The organism is Schaalia georgiae DSM 6843, assembly GCF_000429245.1.
GTDB lineage: Bacteria > Actinomycetota > Actinomycetes > Actinomycetales > Actinomycetaceae > Pauljensenia > Pauljensenia georgiae.
Genome location: NZ_KE386870.1, coordinates 433,932 through 451,562, shown reverse-complemented (window position 1 = coordinate 451,562; position 17,631 = coordinate 433,932). Strand labels below are relative to the sequence as shown.

Sequence of the window (17,631 nt, the reverse complement as noted above, 5' to 3'; positions counted from 1 at the left end):
GGGGCCTCAGTTCTTCGGAGCGACGACGTTGACCAGTTTAGGGGCGCGGACGATCACCTTGAGGGGGTCGCGTCCCCCGAGGATCCTAGCGATGGGGGCCTCGGCCAGGGCGGCGGCCCGCAGGTCCTCCTCGCTGATCGACGGCGCCACCTGGATACGGGCCTTCACCTTGCCATTGACCTGGACGACCGCGGTGACGGCCTCCTCGACCAGCAGCGACTCGTCGGCGACGACGGGGAAGGGCTCGCGCGCCAGCGACTCGCCGTGCCCCAGTCGGCTCCACAGCTCCTCGCAGATGTGCGGGGCGACGGGGCTGAGCATGAGGACCAGGGGCTCGATGGCCTCGCGGGGGACCGCGTCCAAGGAGGTGAGGTGGTTGTTGAGGACGATGAGCCGCGAGATCGCGGTGTTGACGCGCAGGTTCTCGTACTCGGTGGTGACTTCGGCGATCGTGCGCGCCACCAGGCGCCGGGTGGCCGTGTCGGCGGGGTCATCGGTGACGGTGACGGCGCCCGTCCCCTCGTCGACGGCGTTGCGCCACAGGCGCTGCAAGAAGCGCTGCGAGCCGACCACGGCGCGCGTCTCCCACGGGCGGGACAGGTCCAGGGGCCCCATGCTCATCTCGTAGACGCGGAACACGTCAGCGCCGTAGGCCTCGTACATGTCGTCGGGGGTGACGATGTTCTTCAGGGACTTGCCCATCTTCCCGTACTCGCGGGTGACGGCCTCGCCGCGCCACGTGAAGCCAGTGTCCTCGTCGCCCTCGACCTCGTCCGCGGGCACGTACTGGCCCCGCGCGTCCTTGAAGGCGTAGGCCTGCACGTAGCCCTGGTTGAAGAGCCTGTGGTAGGGCTCGGGGTCGGGCACGTGGCCCAGGTCGAAGAGGACCTTCTGCCAGAACCTGGCGTAAAGCAGGTGCAGGACGGCGTGCTCGACGCCGCCGACGTACATGTCGGTGCCACCCGAGGCCTTGCCCTCGCGCGGGCCCATCCAGTAGTCGAGGTTCCGCTGGTCGGCGAAGCGCTCGGAGTTCGCAGGATCCGTGTAGCGCATCTCGTACCAGCACGACCCCGCCCACTGCGGCATCGTGTTGGTCTCGCGGCGGTAGTGCTTGGGGCCCTCGCCCAGGTCCAGGGTGACGTTGACCCAGTCCTGGGCGCGCCCCAGCGGCGCCTCGGGCTCGGAGGAGGCGTCGTCGGCGTCGAAGGTGCGCGGGCTGTAGTCGGACACCTCGGGCAGCTCCACGGGCAGCATCTCCTCGGGCAGGGCGTGGGCGATGCCGTCCTCGTCCCACACGATGGGGAAGGGCTCGCCCCAGTAGCGCTGGCGGCTGAACAGCCAGTCGCGCAGGCGGTACGTGGTCGTCGCGCGGCCGTGGCCCTTGGCGGCCAGCCATGCGGTCATCGCGGCCTTCGCCTCGTCCTTGCTCATCCCGTTGAGGTCGACGCCGTCGTTGGCGCTGTCGACGGCGACGCCGTCCCCCGTGTACGCGCCCTCGCCCAGGTCGGGGCCGTAGGGGTCGTCGGCGGGGCCGATGGTGCGCACGACGCCGAGGTCGTAGGCGCGGGCGAATGCCCAGTCGCGGTCGTCGTGGGCGGGCACGGCCATGATGGCGCCCGTCCCGTAGCCCCACAGCACGTAGTCGGCGACGAACACGGGGATGGGCTGTCCGTTGACCGGGTTGACGCCGAACAGGCCGGTGAACACGCCGGTCTTCGTGCGTTCCTCGTCGACGCGCTCCGCCTCCGACTTCGCCGAGGCCTGGGCGCGGTAGGCGGCCACTGCCTGACGGGGGGTCGCGGCGCCGCCCGTCCACGCGGCCTTCGTTCCTTCGGGCCACGCCGCGGGCAGGGTGAGGGCGGCCTCGTCGTCCGCGGAGCCGCCGGCCGTGCCGCCCAGGATCGGATGCTCGGGCGCCACGACCATGAAGGTCGCGCCGAAGAGGGTGTCGGGGCGGGTCGTGTAGACCTCCAGGCCGGACAGGGAGGAGCCCGCCTCGCGCGCGCCGGGCACGTCGAAGCGGACCGTGGCGCCCTCGGAGCGGCCGATCCAGTTGCGCTGCATGGCACGGACCTTCTCCGGCCAGTCGATGGTGCCCAGGTCGTCCTCGAGGCGCTTGCCGTAGGCGGTGATGCGCATCATCCACTGGCGCAGGTTGCGCTTGAACACGGGGTAGTTGCCGCGCTCGGAGCGCCCCTCCGCGGTGACCTCCTCGTTCGCCAGGACCGTCCCCAGGCCGGGGCACCAGTTCACGGGCGCCTCGGACACGTAGGCGAGGCGGTGGGAGTCGACCTCGGCGGCGCGCTCCTTCTTCGACAGCTCCGCCCACGAGCGCCCGTCGCGGGTCGCCACGCGATCGTCGGCCAGCGCCTCCTCCAGTTCGGCGATGGGCCTGGCGGCGCCCATCGACCCGTCCGGGGCGGTGGCGCCCGGGTCGAACCACGAGTTGAAGATCTGCAAGAAGATCCACTGCGTCCAGTGCACGTAGTCGATGTCCGTGGTCGCCAGGGAGCGGCGCGGGTCGTGGGAGAGCCCCATGCGGCGCAGCTGGCGGCGCATGTTCGCGATGTTCTGGTCGGTGGTGACCGCCGGGTGCTGGCCCGTCTGCACGGCGTACTGCTCGGCGGGCAGGCCGAAAGCGTCGTAGCCCATGGTGTACAGGACGTTGTCGCCCAACATGCGGCGGAAGCGCGCCAGCGTGTCCGTGGCGATGTAGCCCAAGGGGTGGCCCACGTGCAGGCCCTTGCCCGACGGGTAGGGGAACATGTCGAGGATGAAGTACGGGTCGCGCCCGGCCAGGGGGCCCGCCAGATCGCCCACCGGGTTGTCGGCGTGGAACGTGCCGAGCGCGTCCCAGCGGTCCTGCCACTTCTGTTCGATCTCCCCCGCCAGCGCTGCCGTGTAGCGCTGGGCGGGTTCTGCGGGCGCGGTCTCAGTCATGGGCGGTTCCCTTTGTCATCAGTGCGGTCGTGCGTTAACCGCCTCCAAGGGTAGACCACGACGCGCCGGGCGGACGGGTGGGAGCACTGGGCGGCGCGGGCGCGCGTGGGTGACAATAGCCGCATGGCAACACTATTCGAGTCGATCATCGCCGGCGACGTCCCCGGCCGTTTCGTGTGGGCCGACGATCAGTGCGTCGCCTTCGCCACCATCGAGCCCACCTCCCCCGGGCACGTCCTGGTCGTGCCGCGCAGCCCCTACCCGAAGTGGACGGACGCCCCCGCTCCCGTGGCCGCGCACCTGTCGTCCGTCGCCCAGACGATCGGCGCCGCCCAGGAGGACGCCTTCGGGGTCCCCCGTGCGGGCATGGCCATCGCGGGCTTCGACGTGCCCCACCTGCACTTGCACGTCATCCCCCTGCGCGACCACACGGACATCCTGTTGTCGAAGGCCGCGCCCGCAGCGCCTGCCGAACTCGACGAGGCGATGGCCGCCCTGCGCGCTGCGCTCGTGGCGCGCGGCAACGGGGAGAACGTCCCCGCCGACCCGTCGTCAGCGGCCCTGGGCTGACCGGCGCGGGCCCAGGCGTCAGTCCGCCTCGGCCAGCCGCACCGTGATCGCCCCCGCCTGCTCGGCTCCGAGGCGGACCACGGGGGCTCCCCCCAGGGCGACGACCACGGCGCCGCCCTCCTTCCGCACGACTGTGAGGGAGGCGCCGGGCACCAGTCCTGCCGCGTCGAACTCGCGCAGGGCCTGCGGATCGCGGTCCGACACCCGCGCCACCACGCACCCCGCGCCCTCGGCGACCAGGGGGAGCAGGACGCCCGCCTCGTCGGCCACCGAGCCGTCGGGCCTGGGGATGGGGTCCCCGTGGGGATCGCGCGAGGGGTGGCCCAGGACCCGGTCGAGGCGCTCGAGCAGCCTGTCCGAAACCGCGTGCTCCAGGGCCTCGGCCTCCTCGTGCACCTCAACCCAGTCGAACCCCAGCGCCTCGTGCAAGTAGGTTTCGAGCAGACGGTGGCGGCGGACGATGCCGATCGCGACCCTGCGCCCCTCGGCCGTCAGATGCGCCTTCCTATAGGGCTTGTGGTCGATGAGCCCCTGTTCCGTCAGCCGCGCTACGTTCTCGGAGGCCGTCGAGGGCACGACACCCATGCGGGCCGCCACCTCGTTGACGGCGACGCCGTCCTCGCCGCGCTCCTGCGCGCTCCAGATGATCTTGAGGATATCCTCGACGACGGGCGAATGCCCCGTCCGCGCCTCCCCCATTACCGCTCCCCTCACCGTTGCCTCGCGACGATTCTAGCGCCTTGGTCACATCGGCCGGGCCGGGACGGCCACGGACTTGCGCGGGCACCCGCGGCCCCTGTATAGTGTTTTTCCGGCCGAGAGGTCGCCCGCGTCATTAGCTCAATTGGCAGAGCAGCTGACTCTTAATCAGCGGGTTGAGGGTTCAAGTCCCCCATGACGCACCACTGTCCCGACTGCTGTCGGCGCAGTCCCGCGTCATTAGCTCAATTGGCAGAGCAGCTGACTCTTAATCAGCGGGTTGAGGGTTCAAGTCCCCCATGACGCACCCAGTGACCGGCGCCCGACGGGCCGCCGGTTCTCTTCATCCAACGGCTTTCCAACGGCCGATGGGAGCGCCCGTTCCGCAGCGCGGCCACGGCCCCCTCACGTGCGCACCGGTTCCGACCAATACAATTGGGCGCACAACGCCCTGAGCGCCCATGGAAGGAAGGCGACGCACAATGGACGAACCGTTCATGCCTGAAACCGAAGCACTGTACGGCCCCGAAGGCGGAGTGGAGCACGACCCCGCCCTGTCGGACGGGGCCGCGAACACCGGGGGACGCGTGCGCGCGTACGACCCCCAGGCCATCGCCGACCCCGCGGCGAGGCGCCGGGCGTGGGAGCGCCTCTACGACTTCGTCGAGTACTTGAACTCCACGTGGGGGGCGCTGCGCAACAGCAGGGGCGTCGGCGACTACTACATCCGCGCGGGATGGTGGACGAATCCGATCATCGTCGCCCACCTGGCCGCCCTGCAGGGCGAGTACGCCGAAGCGTGGCTGCTGGACGCCGACCAGGGCGCGGGCGCCACCCTGATGCTGCGCGCCGTGGAGCACACGGAGTCGGTGCTGGTGCGCGTCACCGGCAAGAAGGGCACGGGCTTCGGCTGGTCGCAGGACGCGACAGCGACGAAGGGCATGCGGTGGGACCGTTCCACGCCCCCCGCCGCCTACGGCTCGAACGTCGAGCCCAGCGCCGAGGCCCGCCGTGCCGAGTACTTCCGCCGTTTCCTCGATGAGACGAACGCGGGCGAGGCGCCGACCGCGCTGGCCTTCTTCAAGGGCCTGTGCGAGGTGGAGGACGACGCCCGGGCGGACTCGTAGGCCGCGCGTTCCGGCTGTCGACGGCCGGAACGCCCGGGACCAGCTGCTCCGGGCGCCCAGCACCGGGCCGGGGCAGGGCCACCCGATAGGGCCATGGGGCCCGGGGCGGGCGACCGCCCCGGGCCCCAGTTCGGGCCTCCGCTCAGTGCCCGGGCCAGGAACGGATGGTCGTCAGGGCGTCCACCGCGTGCCTGTCCCACACCTTCCCGCCGATGACGACCCCCGCCGTGAGGACCACGACGGACCACACCAGTGAGAACGCCATGGAGACGGCGACCGGCACGGTCCCCAGTTCGCCCAGCACGATGAGGACGAAGGAAGGCGCCTGGACGACCGCTGTGCCCAGGAAGGACCCCAGCTGTATGAGCATCGTCGTCAGGAAGGACCCGGTCCCTTTGGTGGACAACGGCGAGGCGCCCGGCGGCTGGACCGGGTAGACCCACCACGCGCCGAAGGACAGGGTCGTCGCCGCCGCGCCCGAGAAGAGCACGAATCCCATCACCTGGTGGAAGACGAAGGAGTAGGCGTCGGAGCGGGCGACCGCGTCGTAGACCAGGTAGGACGCGATCTGGATGATGAGGACGGGCAGGGATCCGGCCAGGCGCCCGAGGCGCTCCTCCCGCCCCTTCATCCCACTGGAGATCACGATCCACGCCCCGGTCGAGTCGTACTGCATGAGCGCTCCCACGACCAGGCCCGTGGTGATGGGGACCAGGTAGAGGAACAGGGTCGCGTTGAGTGCCCCCGCCTCGGGCGGCAGCTGTGTTTTGAACAGGTACGCCATCAGCGGGAAGATCAGCATCAGGGGCAGGTTCATCATAATGCGCGGATCGCGGAACCAGTAGTGCAGGGTCCGCGCCGCCAGGGTCGCCGACCGCGGCCCCATGCCGAGGGCCAGGTAGGGCCCGGTCCCGGGCAGCCCCGCTCCCCTGGCCTCGTTGACGCGCTGGTCCCTCTCGGCAACGGCCTTCGACTCGTCGACCAGGTGGCGGCCCTCCTCGATCGCCCCTTGGGCCTCGGGGGCGATGGGCTGGGCGGAGCCGCTCATGACGGGCTGGAGGACCCTCATCCACAGCGCCCAGCCCGCGACGGCCGTGGCGATGACGATCACCAGTCGGGCACCGGCCTCGGCGTAGCGCGCCGCGGCGAGCGACTCGACGAAGCCGAAGGGGGCTCCGAAGGGGCTCCACAGCGCGACATCGGTGCTCCAGTTCATGGTGGCCTCGCTGAAGTTGCGCGCCAGGTAGTTGATCCACACGCCCATCGGCGTGACGATGATGAAGAACGACATCGTGCCGATGATCGCGACCAGGTCGCGCCTGCCCGCGGAATTGATGCGAACGGCGAACCAGGTGGCGACCGCCCTGCCCCAGATGAGGGAGAGGGCGAGCGTGGTGAGCGCGGCCGCCAGGGATCCGAGGGCGTGCAGGGGCACACCCCGCCATGCGTTGAACCACGCGGGCATCAAGAGGACCAGCACGGACAGAGCGCCGCCGAAGCCCACGCCGCCCGCGGCGACCAGGCCGACGCCGAGTCTGCGGGTGGGGCCCACATAGGGCGAGAGCCTGTCCGGGGCGAGGGTGTTGTCCAGGGCGCCGAAGAGGACCGGCAGCAGGACCCACCCGATGAAGACGACGGGGCCGATCAGGGTGAGGTAGAAGGACAAGGAGGGCGCCATCGCGGTCTGCGCGGAGAAAGTGAGCCCGACGTAGGCGAAAACCCCCATGCCGCCGAAGTAGAGGATGCCGATGATGGACAGGACGAGCACCACGGTCTGCCTGACCAGGGTGTTCCACACCATCTTGGCTTTGAGGCGTATCAGTTGCCCAACCACGTCAGCCCCTCTTCGTTGTGGACTCCGCCGACCAGTTGCGCGAAGCGGGCGTCCAGGTCGCCGCCCTGCGCGACCTCCGCAGTGGTTCCGGCGGCCAGGACTCGGCCGTGGTTGATGACGGCGACGTGGGTGCACAATTGCTGGACGGTGGCCATCACGTGGCTGGAGAGGATGACGGTGCCGCCGCGCTTCGTGTAGTCCTTGAGGATCTGGCGGATGTTCGCGGCGGAGACAGGGTCCACGGCCTCGAAGGGCTCGTCGAGGACGAGGAGCTTGGGCGAGTGGATCATGGCGGCGGCCAGGGCGATCTTCTTCGTCATGCCCGCCGAGTAGTCGGCGATGAGCTTTTTGCCGGCCTCGGTCAGATCCAGCGCCTGGAGCAACTGGTTGGACCTGTCGGAGGCGGTGGCGCGGTCCACGCCGTGGAGCATCCCGATGTGGACGAGGAAGTCAGGCCCTGAGAGTTTGTCGAGCAGGCGCATCCCGTCGGGCATGACACCCATCAGGGAACGGGCTTTGGCGGTCTCCCTCCACACATCCACCCCGTAGACGAACGCGGTGCCGCGGTCGGGCCGCAGCAGGCCGGTGGCCATGGTGAGGGTCGTGGTCTTGCCCGCTCCGTTGGGCCCCACGATCCCGTAGAAACTGCCGACAGGGATGTCGAGGGACAGGTCCGCGACGGCGATGAGGTTGCCGTAGACCTTGACGAGGCCGCGGATGGCGAGCGCGGGTTCTGCGGGCGCCGCGCCATTCGGATTCACTGGCTGGGACACGATGGGCCTTTCTGCCGGGGACACACTTCGCCGCATTCTAGCCCCGGTCTCCTTTCAGCCGACAGTGCGCGCGCAACCATTGCGCCGCGCGCACCAGGGCCGGCCGGGCGGCCTGATCTGGGAGGCGGGGCAGTCAGGAGCAGAATCGGGAGTAGTACACACTCCGGTGCCCACCCCTGATGCCGCACACAAGGGAGGGAATTAAGCAACACGACGCCGCACACAAGGGCGTTATTCCGCCCTTGTGTGCGGCGAGTGTTTCGTAAATCGGGGTCCTTGTGTGCGCAACCCGGACGGGGACCTCGAAGGCCGCACTGGAACCGCTGTGGTGCGAACACGGACGCGGTCGTCGACGCCACGAGAGGAATATAGTGCGCGCCGGCGCCGATAGCCCGGCGCCTGCGCGTCAGTCGATGCCGAGGGCTTTGCGGAGCCTCGCGACGTGGCCGGTCGCCTTCACGTTGTACTGGGCCAGGGCGACCGTGCCGTCCTTTGCGACGACGACGGTGGAGCGGATGACGCCGGTGACAGTGCGCCCGTAGTTCTTCTTCTCGCCCCACGCGCCCCACGCCTCGAGGACACCGTGGGAGGGGTCGGAGGCGAGGGGGAAGACCAGGGACTGGGCCTCGGCGAAGCGCTCGAGGGCGCTGATCGGATCGGGGGACACGCCGATGACGGAGTACCCGGCGCCCGCCAGGCCCTCCAGGGAGTCGCGGAAGTCGCAGGCCTCCTTCGTGCATCCGGGCGTGGACGCCTTCGGGTAGAAGTAGACGACGACGCCTTTGCCGCTGCGCTCCAGCGCATCGGCCAGCGACAAGCTGCCCTTCGTCGTTTCGAGCGTGAATCCGGGGGCGCGCTGCCCCGCTTCGAGCCGGGTCATGCCCCCAGTGTAGGAATCCCCGCCCCCGGGCGCCCGGGCGGCCGGGCGGCCGGGCGGCCAGCGTACCCGGTTGTTGCCGGCGCCTGTGTGCCTGTGTGCCTGTGTGCCTGTGTGCCTGTGTGCCTGTGTGCCTGTGTGCCTGTGCAGGCAGCGTACCCGGTTGTTGCCGGCGCCTGTGGTTCCCGGCCCCGCGCACGCCTACAGCCAGCGCCGTGCACTGCGGCGGTAGCGCTCGTACTCGTCGCCGAAGGCTCGGCGCAGGGCCCGCTCCTCGATGGGGATGATGAGCCAGTTCAGCACCGAGAAGCAGACCAGAGGGCACAGGAGGGCCACCCAGGACCCGCTCGCCAGCGCGCAGCCCAGCACGGCAAGCACGTAGGCCAGGTAGAGCGGGTTGCGGGAGAGGCCGAAGGGCCCGGAGGCGAGCAAAGCGGTCGGCTCGTCGACGGGGTTGGTCGATGTGGCGGCGCGGCGCAACGCGCCCAGCACCGCGCCGATGACGAGCGCCGCCGCGACGACGAATGCCCCGCCCACCAGCCTGAGCCAACCGGGCAGGACCACCGCCCACGGCCAGAGCCACGCCGAGGCGACGGCCGCAGCGCCCAAGCCCAGGAGGCACAGGTCGGGGATGTGGTTGTACACGGGACTCCGCTCCATCTGACGAGCATACTGCCGTGAGCAACGGGACACCGACGGACGGTCCGATGGGTGCCGACGACTAGGTCGAAACGAAGTGGGATCCGACCGGATCGCGGGCGCGTGGTCTGCGTCAGGCCCTCGAGAAGGCGAGGGAACGAAGCAGGGCTCGGTCGGACTGCGGGCGCGTGGACCGCATCGGGGTTGGCCAGCATTTTGCGGATCAAGACGAATACGGCCGAATGAGAATCGGTCATCGTGGGACACGGCTAGGATCATGCTCGATCGCTCGGCCTCCCAAGATAGTCCGCCCTGAAAGGACTCGGGAACCCATCGCCGAGCAGCGTGAACGACGAGTTCGGGACGATAGTCCGCCTTGAAAGGACTGGGGAACCCAGCGAAGGAACCACCAACACGTTATCGGACTCACTCCCATACGGCGGCCTGGTGCGCCGCCGCGCGCTGGGCTCTCAGTACTGGCCCGCGCCCCGGGTATTGTCACGGGCACTCCGGGCGTCTAGGGCCGTTTTCACAGCGATACCTCCACTTTCACAGCGATACCACACTTTGCAAGCGTTATAACACTTGCAAAGTGAGGGTATCCCTTTGAAAACTCCACTTCGCTTTCAAAACAAACCCCCGCGCCCGTTCTAGGGGCGAGACATCCCTTTGAAAGCGGTCAAGTCCAGTGGAGTGGTGTAATCGTTTCGTGTCCTTCGGGTGGGATTATGCGGTGAGTGTGAGTGGGGTGTTCTCCTGGTGGGTGGGGTGTGAGCCGAGATTAGCCCCCCTCCAGATCGGGGCGATGGTCCGAAATGCGTCTGGGTTTCGCCGCTTCTGGGAGTCACTGCGGCAGGTTGGTCCAAAATGCGTCTCAGTCTCGCGGTTTTGGCTGGATCCAGGCGAATTCGCGTAGACTCAGACGCATTTTGGACCAGATGCCCGGAAAGACCCCGTTCCCGCCCGGGACTCAGACGCATTTTGGACCAGCGGAGCGAAACAGGGGTGCCACGTGGCGCGGGTGCGGTTCCCCATCGGCCTTCGAGCGTGAAGTTATCACTGTGAAAACAGCCCCTTCCCGCCGCGTACCTCCGCCTCCCCGCAGGGCGGCGGCCTGCCCCGCCTGAGACGGCCGCAGAGTCTGTTTCCCAGAGTGAGGGTTCGCAAGACGAACCCGTGGTGCGCGAGATGGGACTCGAACCCACACGTCTAGGACACTGGAACCTAAATCCAGCGCGTCTGCCAATTCCGCCACTCGCGCGCCCGCCCAGTGTATCCGATTCGCCCGCGCTCCTGACGAGGCGAGCGCCGCCCGCCACCAGAGCCGACCCGCCGGAGCCGGCGACTGCGAGGGCCGACCACGCCCGGCCGCGCCCGCAGCCCCGCCAGTACTCCAACGCCCGCACGCCTCACGAGGCACCGAGCACGCGTAGCGGAGCAGTCGGCCTTCTCGTGGGCGGAGAGCCGCGCTCCCGACGAGGCGAGGGCCGCGCCCGCCCCCACTCGGCCTTCTCGTAGGCGCAAAGCCGCCCGCCTCACGAGGCGAGCGCCGCCCCGGCCCGGGACGTGGCGTCGATGGTCCCCTCCCCCAGGACGCGGTCGCCCCGGTAGACGACCAGGGACTGCCCGCGGGCCACGCCCCGGGCGGCCTCGGCGAGGCCGACGACGATCCGCGCGCCGGCGCCCCCAGGCGCCTCGCGGACCAGGGACGCCACGGGCACCGGGCGGCCGTGGGCGCGGAACTGGGCGAAGAGGCCGCCGGAGGCGGCGTCGCCCGGGTCGTCGGGCGCCAGCCACACGGCGTTGGAGCACTCTATGCGGTCGACGGTGAGCAGTTCGCGGGCGCCGACGACCACCTGGTTCGTCTCGGGCCTGGTCTCCAGGACGTAGCGGGGGCGCCCATCGGGCGCGGGCACCCCGATGCCGAGGCCCTTGCGCTGGCCGACCGTGTAGTTCCAGTAGCCGCCGTGGCGGCCAAGGATCCGCCCGTCGGGGGTGACGATCTCCCCCTCGGCCGACCCCAGGTGGGCGCGGAGGAACCCCTGGGTGTCCCCGTCGGGGATGAAGCAGATGTCGTAGGAGTCGGGTTTGTCGGACACTCCCAGGCCCAGGCGCTCCGCCTCGGCGCGCACCCACGCCTTGGAGGGGGCCTCCCCCAGGGGCAGGACGACGCGGCGCAGCTCGTCGGGGCCCATGACGGCGAGCACGTAGGACTGGTCCTTCGCGGCGTCGGCGCCCCGGTGGAGCTCGGGCCCCTGCTCCCCTTCGACGATGGCCGCGTAGTGGCCTGTGCACACGGCGTCGAAGCCGAGTGCGCGCGCCCGGTCCGCCAATTCGCGGAACTTCACGAACTCGTTGCAGCGCACGCACGGGTTGGGGGTGCGCCCCGCCCGGTACTGGGCGATGAAGTCGGTGATGACGGTCTGTTCGAACTCCTCGGCCAGGTCCCACACGTAGAAGGGGATGCCGATGGTCTCGGCGGCGCGGGCCGCGTCCCCGGCGTCCTCGACGGAGCAGCAGCCCCGCGACCCGATGCGGCACTGGGCGGGCTGGCTGGACAGCGCCATGTGGACGCCGACCACGTCGTGGCCCGCCTCGACGGCTTTGGCTGCGGCGACGGCGGAGTCGACTCCGCCCGACAGCGCGGCGAGCACCCGCATCAGTCCGCCTCCTGGTTCCTCGTGTTCCGCGCGCGGGGCACCCCGTCCAGGGCCTGTCCTGCGCGGATCGCCGCCGGCAGCGCCGCGACGAGGGCGTCGATGTCGTCTTCGGTGGTGGCTGCGCCCAGGGAGACGCGCAGGACGCCCAGCGCGCCGGCCTCGTCGCGCCCCATCGCCATGACGACCCGGGAGGGGCGCGCCACGCCCGCGTGGCAGGCGCTGCCCGCCGACACGACGACGCCCGCCATGTCCATCGCCATGAGCACGGCCTCGGGGCGCGAGGTGGGGATCGACAGGTGGATGATCGAGGGGACGGCGTCGGCCGGGGCCACGGTGGGGGCGCAGCCGGGCGGCAGGGCCGCGAGGAGCCGCTGGCGCAGGGCAACGGCCCGGGAGGCGAACGCCTCGCGCCTGGCGGCAGTGGCCTCCAGGGCGGCTGCGAGGGCGAGCGCGCCCGCCACGTCCGGGGTCCCCGAGCGGAGCCCGCGCTCGTGGCCGCCGCCGGGGCGGTCCGTGAGCACCGGGATCCCGCGCCGGGCCACCAAGCACCCCACTCCGACTGGCGCCCCCGCCTTGTGCCCGGCGATGCTCATGAGGTCCACGCCCAGTTCGTCGAAGCGCACCTCGACGACGGGCACGGCCTGGGCGGCGTCCGTGTGGGTGCGCGCCCCGCCTGGAGCCACCGCCCGCGCCAGGGCCGCCACGGGTTGGACCGCGCCCGTCTCGGAGCACACGAGGCACATCGAGGCCACTGCCACCGACGGCGCCAGTGCGGCCAGGGCCCCCTCGTCAATGGGGGTGGTCCCGGTGGGGGCGACGGGCAGTTCCTCCCAGGCGAAGCCCTCCCTGTCGGCGACCGCGCGCTGGTTCGCGACCGCGTCGTGCTCGACGGAGGAGACCAGGATCCGCGTGCGCGCGGGGTCCGAGGCGCGGGCCCCCCTCGCCGCCGCCATCACCCCGAGGGCGTCGGACTCGGTGGCGCCCGATGTGAAGAGCACCTCGTGGATGTCGGCGCCCAGCTGGTGGGCGACCCTCTCGCGGGCGTCGTCGAGCATGCGGCGGGCCCGCCGTCCCCCTGAGTGGAGGGCGGCGGGGTTGCCGGGGGCGGCCCCGAGGTCGCGCTGTGCCCGCACCCACGCCTCGAGCGCCGCGGGGTCGAGGGGCGAGGTGGCCGCGTGGTCCAGGTAGTGGCTCACTCGGCGGCGCGGGCCTTGCGGATCTCGTCGAGGGCCTGGGGAACGACTTCCGCGACGTCGCCGACCACGCCGAAGTCGGCGAGTTCGAAGATGGGGGCGTCCGGGTCGTCGCAGACCGCGACGATGTGGGCGCTCGACTGCATTCCCACCGTGTGGTGGACGGCGCCGGACACGCCCAGGCCCACGTAGAGGTTGGGCGAGACGGACAGGCCGGTCTGGCCGATCTGCTCGCCGCGGGGGGCCCAGCCCTCGTCGCACGCCACGCGGGTGGCGCCGACCGCGCCCCCCAGGGCGTCGGCCAGTTCCTTGACCATCGTGAAGTCGCCGTCCACGCCGCGCCCGCCGACGACGACGGTCGAGGCGTCGGCCAGGGACACCCCGCCGGTGTCCTCCGGCGTTGAGGCGAGGACCGCGACCGCCTGGGCGCGGGGGCTGAGCGCCACGTCGAGGGCCTCCACGGCGGGCGTCGTGGGCGAGGCGGCCCTCGCCTCGTCGACGGCCCCGGAAGCGACGCCGACGACCGGGGTCTGGCCCTCCACGACGATGCGCAGCGACCACGATCCGGCCAGCGCGGTCTTGGCGATCTCCAGGACGCCGCCGTCGTAGGAGACGGAGGAGGCGCCGGAGACGACCCCGGCGTCGGTGGTGGCGGCCACGGCTCCGGCGATCTCGCGGCCCCGGTAGTCGGAGGGGAGCAGTACGAGGCCGTAGGAGCCCGCCTCCAGGGCGGCGACGACCGCGTCGGCGGCGGCCACCGAGGCGCGGGCCGCCCCGCCCAGGGGCGCGCTGAGCACCCGGTCGGCGCCCAGGGCCCCCAGGGCCTCCATGTCGATCGCGTCGGTGAGGACCAGGGCGTCCACGCCGCCCGAGGTGAGGGAGCGGGCCAGGGTGAGCAGCTGCCCGGCGGCGGGCGTCAGCCGCGCCTGACCGGCGGCGTGGTCGGCGAGGACCAGTACGGGTGCGGACATCGTTTCTGTCATTTCACTTCACCACTTCGAGGATGTAGGCGGCCAGCGCGCGCCCGGCGTCGCCGGAGTTCTGGATGATCGTCCCCGCGCCCGAGCGCGTGATCTCCTCGCTGTGCCTCACGGACGTCAGGGCGCGCCGCAGGGTGGGCGCCCCCCCTCCGGGGGTTTGGACGAGGTCGTCGATGCCCCACTGGTCGATGGGCTTCTTGCGCGCCGCCCTCATGGCGGCGAACGCCGGGTAGCGCGGCTCGTTGATCTGGTCCGTGACCGAGACGACGGCGGGCAGCGGGGCGCTCAGTCGCTCGTCGTAGCCGTCCACTGTGCGGCTGATTTCGACGCGCTGGCCCTCCACGTCCATCCGCCTGGCCAGGCCAAGCAGCGGCATCCCCGCCTTGGCGGCCAGGGCGGCGGGCAGCATCGAGGTCATGGCGTCCAGCGACGCCATGCCCGTGACCACCAGGTCCACGGCCCCGCCCTCGTCGGCGATCCTGGCGATGGCCGCGGCCAGCACGGACGCGGTCGTCACCACGTCGGAGCCCTCCAACAGGTCGTCGCTGACGAGGACCCCGCGGTCGGCGCCCATCTGCAGCGCGCGCATAATGGCGTCCTCGGCGTCCTCGGGCCCCATCGTCAGCGCGACGACCTCCGCCTCGCGCCCGGCGCCCCTCTCTTCCTCCGCCAGGCGGACGGCGGCCTCGATGGCGTTCTCATCGAGCTCGTTGAGGACGTCGTCCTCACCGCGCACCAGGCGGCCGTCCTCGAAGCGCCGCTGCGAGGCCGCGTCGGGCACATGTTTCACACACACGACAATTCTCATGGCCCCTAGCGTGCCACAAACGCCGTCCGCCTCCCATATGAGCATCTCCTCATGCGCCGGAGCAGGATTGTTCCCGCTTCGTTGTGGGGGTACGGTGGCGCCTGGCGGGTATGTCGCTACAATTGGGCGGGTCGTCCGTCCACTGTGGCGCCCGTGCGCCGCCGGGGCATGACGGGCGCCGGAGTTAAAGAAGTAATGGCTGTCCGCATATGGAAGGCTCGAGGAGATGAGTGAACTGCTCGTGTTCGACACCTCCCCGACGCGCGTTCGCGTAGGGGAGCCGAATCCGATCCCGACGCGACTGGGCGTGCATCCCTCGGCGGGCGGCCTCGATGTGGCCGTCGTCGCGCGCAACGCCACGGGCGTGGACCTGTGCGTCTTCGACGAGGCCGGCCACGAGACCCAGTTCGCCCTCCTCGGTCCGACGACCGGCGTGTGGCACGGGCACATCCCCGGACTGGGGGCGGGAACCCGCTACGGCCTGAGGGTCCACGGGCCGTGGGACCCCGACGGCGGCATGTTCCACAACTCGCGCAAGCTCCTGCTGGACCCCTACGGGCGCGGAGTCGAGGGCGGCGTCGACCTGGGGGCGTCCGTGTACGCGCACTGCGTGGACGAGGACCTCTACCCCGACGAGTACCCGATGCGCCGGTCCCCGCTGGACTCGGCGCCCCACATGCCGCGCAACGTCGTCGTCACCCCCTCCTTCCCCATCGCCGCCAAGCCCCGGATCCCGTGGGACCGCACGATCCTGTACGAGGTCCACGTCAAGGGCTTCACGAAGAACATGCCCGGCGTGCCGCCCGAGCTGCGCGGCACCTACGCGGGCCTGGCCCACCCCTCGTGCGTGTCCTACCTGCTGGACCTGGGGGTGACCTCCATAGAGCTGCTGCCCGTCCACGCCAAGTGCGACGAGCCCTTCCTCACCGAGCGCGGGCTCACCAACTACTGGGGCTACTCGACGCTGTCGTTCTTCGCCCCCGAGCCCACCTACGCGACCGCCGCCGCCCGGATGCGCGGCGCCCAGGCCGTCGTCGACGAGTTCCGCGGAATGGTGTCCATCCTCCACGAGGCGGGCATCGAGGTCATCCTCGACGTCGTCTACAACCACACGTGCGAGGGCGGCGACTCGGGCCCCTCCCTGTCGTGGAGGGGCCTGGACTCGGACCTGTACTACCGGCACACCTCGTCAAGGCCCACGCAGATCATCGACGTGACGGGCACGGGCAACACCTTGAACATGGACAACCCCAAGGCCATCCAGATGGTCCTGGACTCCCTGCGCTACTGGGCCTCCGACATGGGCGTCGACGGGTTCCGCTTCGACCTGGCGGCCACGCTGGGCCGCTTCGCCACCGGCTTCTCCCCCATGCACCCCCTGCTGGTCGCCATGGCCGCCGACGAGGTCATCGGATCGGCCAAGCTCATCGCCGAGCCCTGGGACGTGGGCCCCGGGGGCTGGCAGACGGGCAACTTCCCCGTGCCCTTCTCCGAGTGGAACGACCACTACCGGGGCGCACTGCGCAACTTCTGGCTGGCGGACGTGCGCGCGCAGGCGTCGGGGGCCCGCGTGTCGGGGCCCAACGACCTCGCCACGCGCCTGGCCGGATCGCGCGACGTCTTCGACCACGGGCACGGCAGCCTGCGCGGACCCCGCGCGTCGGTGAACTTCATCACCGCCCACGACGGCTTCACCCTGGCCGACCTCACCGCCTACGACCGCAAGCACAATATGGCGAACCTGGAGGGCAACCGCGACGGCTCGAACGACAACCGGTCGTGGAACCACGGCGTCGAGGGCACCCTGGCGGCCTCGGCGACCCACCCCAATGCGCTGACGCCATTCACCATCTTGCAGGACACGACGATCGCGGGGCTGCGCCAGCGCTCCCAGCGCAACCTGCTCACCACGCTCTTCGTCTCGGCGGGCACGCCGATGCTGCTGGGCGGCGACGAGTTCGGGCGCACCCAGTACGGCAACAACAACGCGTACTGCCAGGACGACCCGATCTCCTGGGTGGACTGGAACCTGGCGGCCACGCAGCAGGAGAACATCGACCTGGTGTCGTGGCTCATCGCCCTGCGCAAAGCCCATCCGGTGCTGCGCCCCGACTGCTTCGCCACCGGGAGCCCCTACGGGGCCGACACCATCCCCGACGTCTCGTGGTACACGGCGTGGGGCGAGGCGATGCCCGATTCGGCGTGGAGCGACCCGGCCCACCGCACCTTCCAGATGCTGCGCTCGGGCGTACCCTGGGGGGACCGCGACGCCCTGGTCATCATCAACGCGAACCTGCAGGACGTGACGGTGACGCTGCCACGCGGCCACGACCTCGACTGGCTGGTCGCCATGAACACCGTGTGGGACTCCCCCGACGACGGCGGCATCGGGCCCAGGCGCGACCCCCGCGACCTCGGTCTCGATGTCGAGCACATCGCCCCGCGCTCCGAGATCCCCATGCAGGCGCTGTCGATGATGGTGCTCCTGTCCGACGTGGCCGCCCACGTCGGACGCTGATCCCCCCACGCCC

13 protein-coding genes and 3 tRNA genes are annotated in these 17,631 nt (G+C 70.8%); 5 read left to right on the top strand and 11 right to left on the bottom strand.

Features of this window, described 5'->3' with window-relative positions; translation table 11 throughout:
* Window positions 1–6: 6 nt before the first annotated feature.
* Complete coding sequence (locus tag G447_RS0110465) at window positions 7–2,940, bottom strand: leucine--tRNA ligase (protein ID WP_026431012.1); 2,934 nt, start codon at window positions 2,938–2,940, stop codon at window positions 7–9.
* A 123-nt stretch (window positions 2,941–3,063) separates the two neighbouring features.
* On the opposite strand from G447_RS0110465, the gene G447_RS0110460 reads away from it, so the two are divergent.
* On the top strand, window positions 3,064–3,510 hold the full coding sequence (locus G447_RS0110460) for an HIT family protein (protein WP_026431011.1): 447 nt from the start codon (window positions 3,064–3,066) through the stop codon (window positions 3,508–3,510).
* A gap of 18 nt (window positions 3,511–3,528) precedes the next feature.
* On the opposite strand, the gene G447_RS0110455 is transcribed toward G447_RS0110460, so the two are convergent.
* Window positions 3,529–4,209: a metal-dependent transcriptional regulator gene (locus tag G447_RS0110455; protein ID WP_026431010.1), complete on the bottom strand. Its 681-nt coding sequence runs from the start codon at window positions 4,207–4,209 to the stop codon at window positions 3,529–3,531.
* A 130-nt stretch (window positions 4,210–4,339) separates the two neighbouring features.
* On the opposite strand from G447_RS0110455, the gene G447_RS0110450 reads away from it, so the two are divergent.
* From G447_RS0110450 to G447_RS0110440, 3 genes are all read left to right on the top strand, one after another.
* Window positions 4,340–4,415: transfer RNA gene (locus G447_RS0110450), tRNA-Lys, on the top strand.
* Window positions 4,416–4,443: 28 nt separating this feature from the next.
* Window positions 4,444–4,516 (top strand) — tRNA-Lys (locus tag G447_RS0110445).
* 190 nt (window positions 4,517–4,706) lie between these two features.
* Complete coding sequence (locus G447_RS0110440; protein WP_243442369.1) at window positions 4,707–5,336, top strand: hypothetical protein; 630 nt, start codon at window positions 4,707–4,709, stop codon at window positions 5,334–5,336.
* 142 nt (window positions 5,337–5,478) lie between these two features.
* Here G447_RS0110440 and G447_RS0110435 read toward each other — a convergent pair whose 3' ends face one another.
* The 9 genes from G447_RS0110435 to G447_RS0110395 all read right to left on the bottom strand — a co-directional run bounded on the left by G447_RS0110435 (window position 5,479) and on the right by G447_RS0110395 (window position 15,100).
* Window positions 5,479–7,170, bottom strand: coding sequence for a hypothetical protein (locus G447_RS0110435; protein WP_026431008.1), 1,692 nt, complete (start codon window positions 7,168–7,170; stop codon window positions 5,479–5,481).
* Window positions 7,155–7,979, bottom strand: a complete 825-nt coding sequence (locus tag G447_RS0110430) for an ABC transporter ATP-binding protein (RefSeq protein ID WP_051226321.1) — start codon at window positions 7,977–7,979, stop codon at window positions 7,155–7,157. Before G447_RS0110430 ends, G447_RS0110435 begins: the two co-directional genes overlap by 16 nt.
* A 370-nt stretch (window positions 7,980–8,349) precedes the next feature.
* Window positions 8,350–8,823, bottom strand: coding sequence for a peroxiredoxin (locus tag G447_RS0110425; RefSeq protein ID WP_026431006.1), 474 nt, complete (start codon window positions 8,821–8,823; stop codon window positions 8,350–8,352).
* A 198-nt stretch (window positions 8,824–9,021) separates the two neighbouring features.
* Window positions 9,022–9,480, bottom strand: coding sequence for a methyltransferase family protein (locus G447_RS0110420; protein ID WP_243442368.1), 459 nt, complete (start codon window positions 9,478–9,480; stop codon window positions 9,022–9,024).
* 1,156 nt (window positions 9,481–10,636) lie between these two features.
* Window positions 10,637–10,720: transfer RNA gene (locus G447_RS0110415), tRNA-Leu, on the bottom strand.
* A gap of 274 nt (window positions 10,721–10,994) precedes the next feature.
* Window positions 10,995–12,119: a tRNA 2-thiouridine(34) synthase MnmA gene (mnmA, locus tag G447_RS0110410; RefSeq protein ID WP_026431004.1), complete on the bottom strand. Its 1,125-nt coding sequence runs from the start codon at window positions 12,117–12,119 to the stop codon at window positions 10,995–10,997.
* Complete coding sequence (locus tag G447_RS0110405; protein WP_026431003.1) at window positions 12,119–13,315, bottom strand: cysteine desulfurase family protein; 1,197 nt, start codon at window positions 13,313–13,315, stop codon at window positions 12,119–12,121. Before G447_RS0110405 ends, mnmA begins: the two co-directional genes overlap by 1 nt.
* Window positions 13,312–14,295 (bottom strand): electron transfer flavoprotein subunit alpha/FixB family protein, encoded by a 984-nt coding sequence (locus G447_RS0110400; protein ID WP_026431002.1) that lies wholly within the window; start codon window positions 14,293–14,295, stop codon window positions 13,312–13,314. Before G447_RS0110400 ends, G447_RS0110405 begins: the two co-directional genes overlap by 4 nt.
* A gap of 1 nt (window position 14,296) precedes the next feature.
* Window positions 14,297–15,100, bottom strand: a complete 804-nt coding sequence (locus tag G447_RS0110395; protein ID WP_026431001.1) for an electron transfer flavoprotein subunit beta/FixA family protein — start codon at window positions 15,098–15,100, stop codon at window positions 14,297–14,299.
* 226 nt (window positions 15,101–15,326) lie between these two features.
* Between G447_RS0110395 and glgX the strand changes: the two genes are divergently transcribed.
* A complete protein-coding gene (gene glgX, locus G447_RS0110390; protein ID WP_026431000.1) occupies window positions 15,327–17,618 on the top strand; it encodes a glycogen debranching protein GlgX in 2,292 nt (763 codons plus the stop codon).
* The last annotated feature ends 13 nt before the right edge of the window (window positions 17,619–17,631 follow it).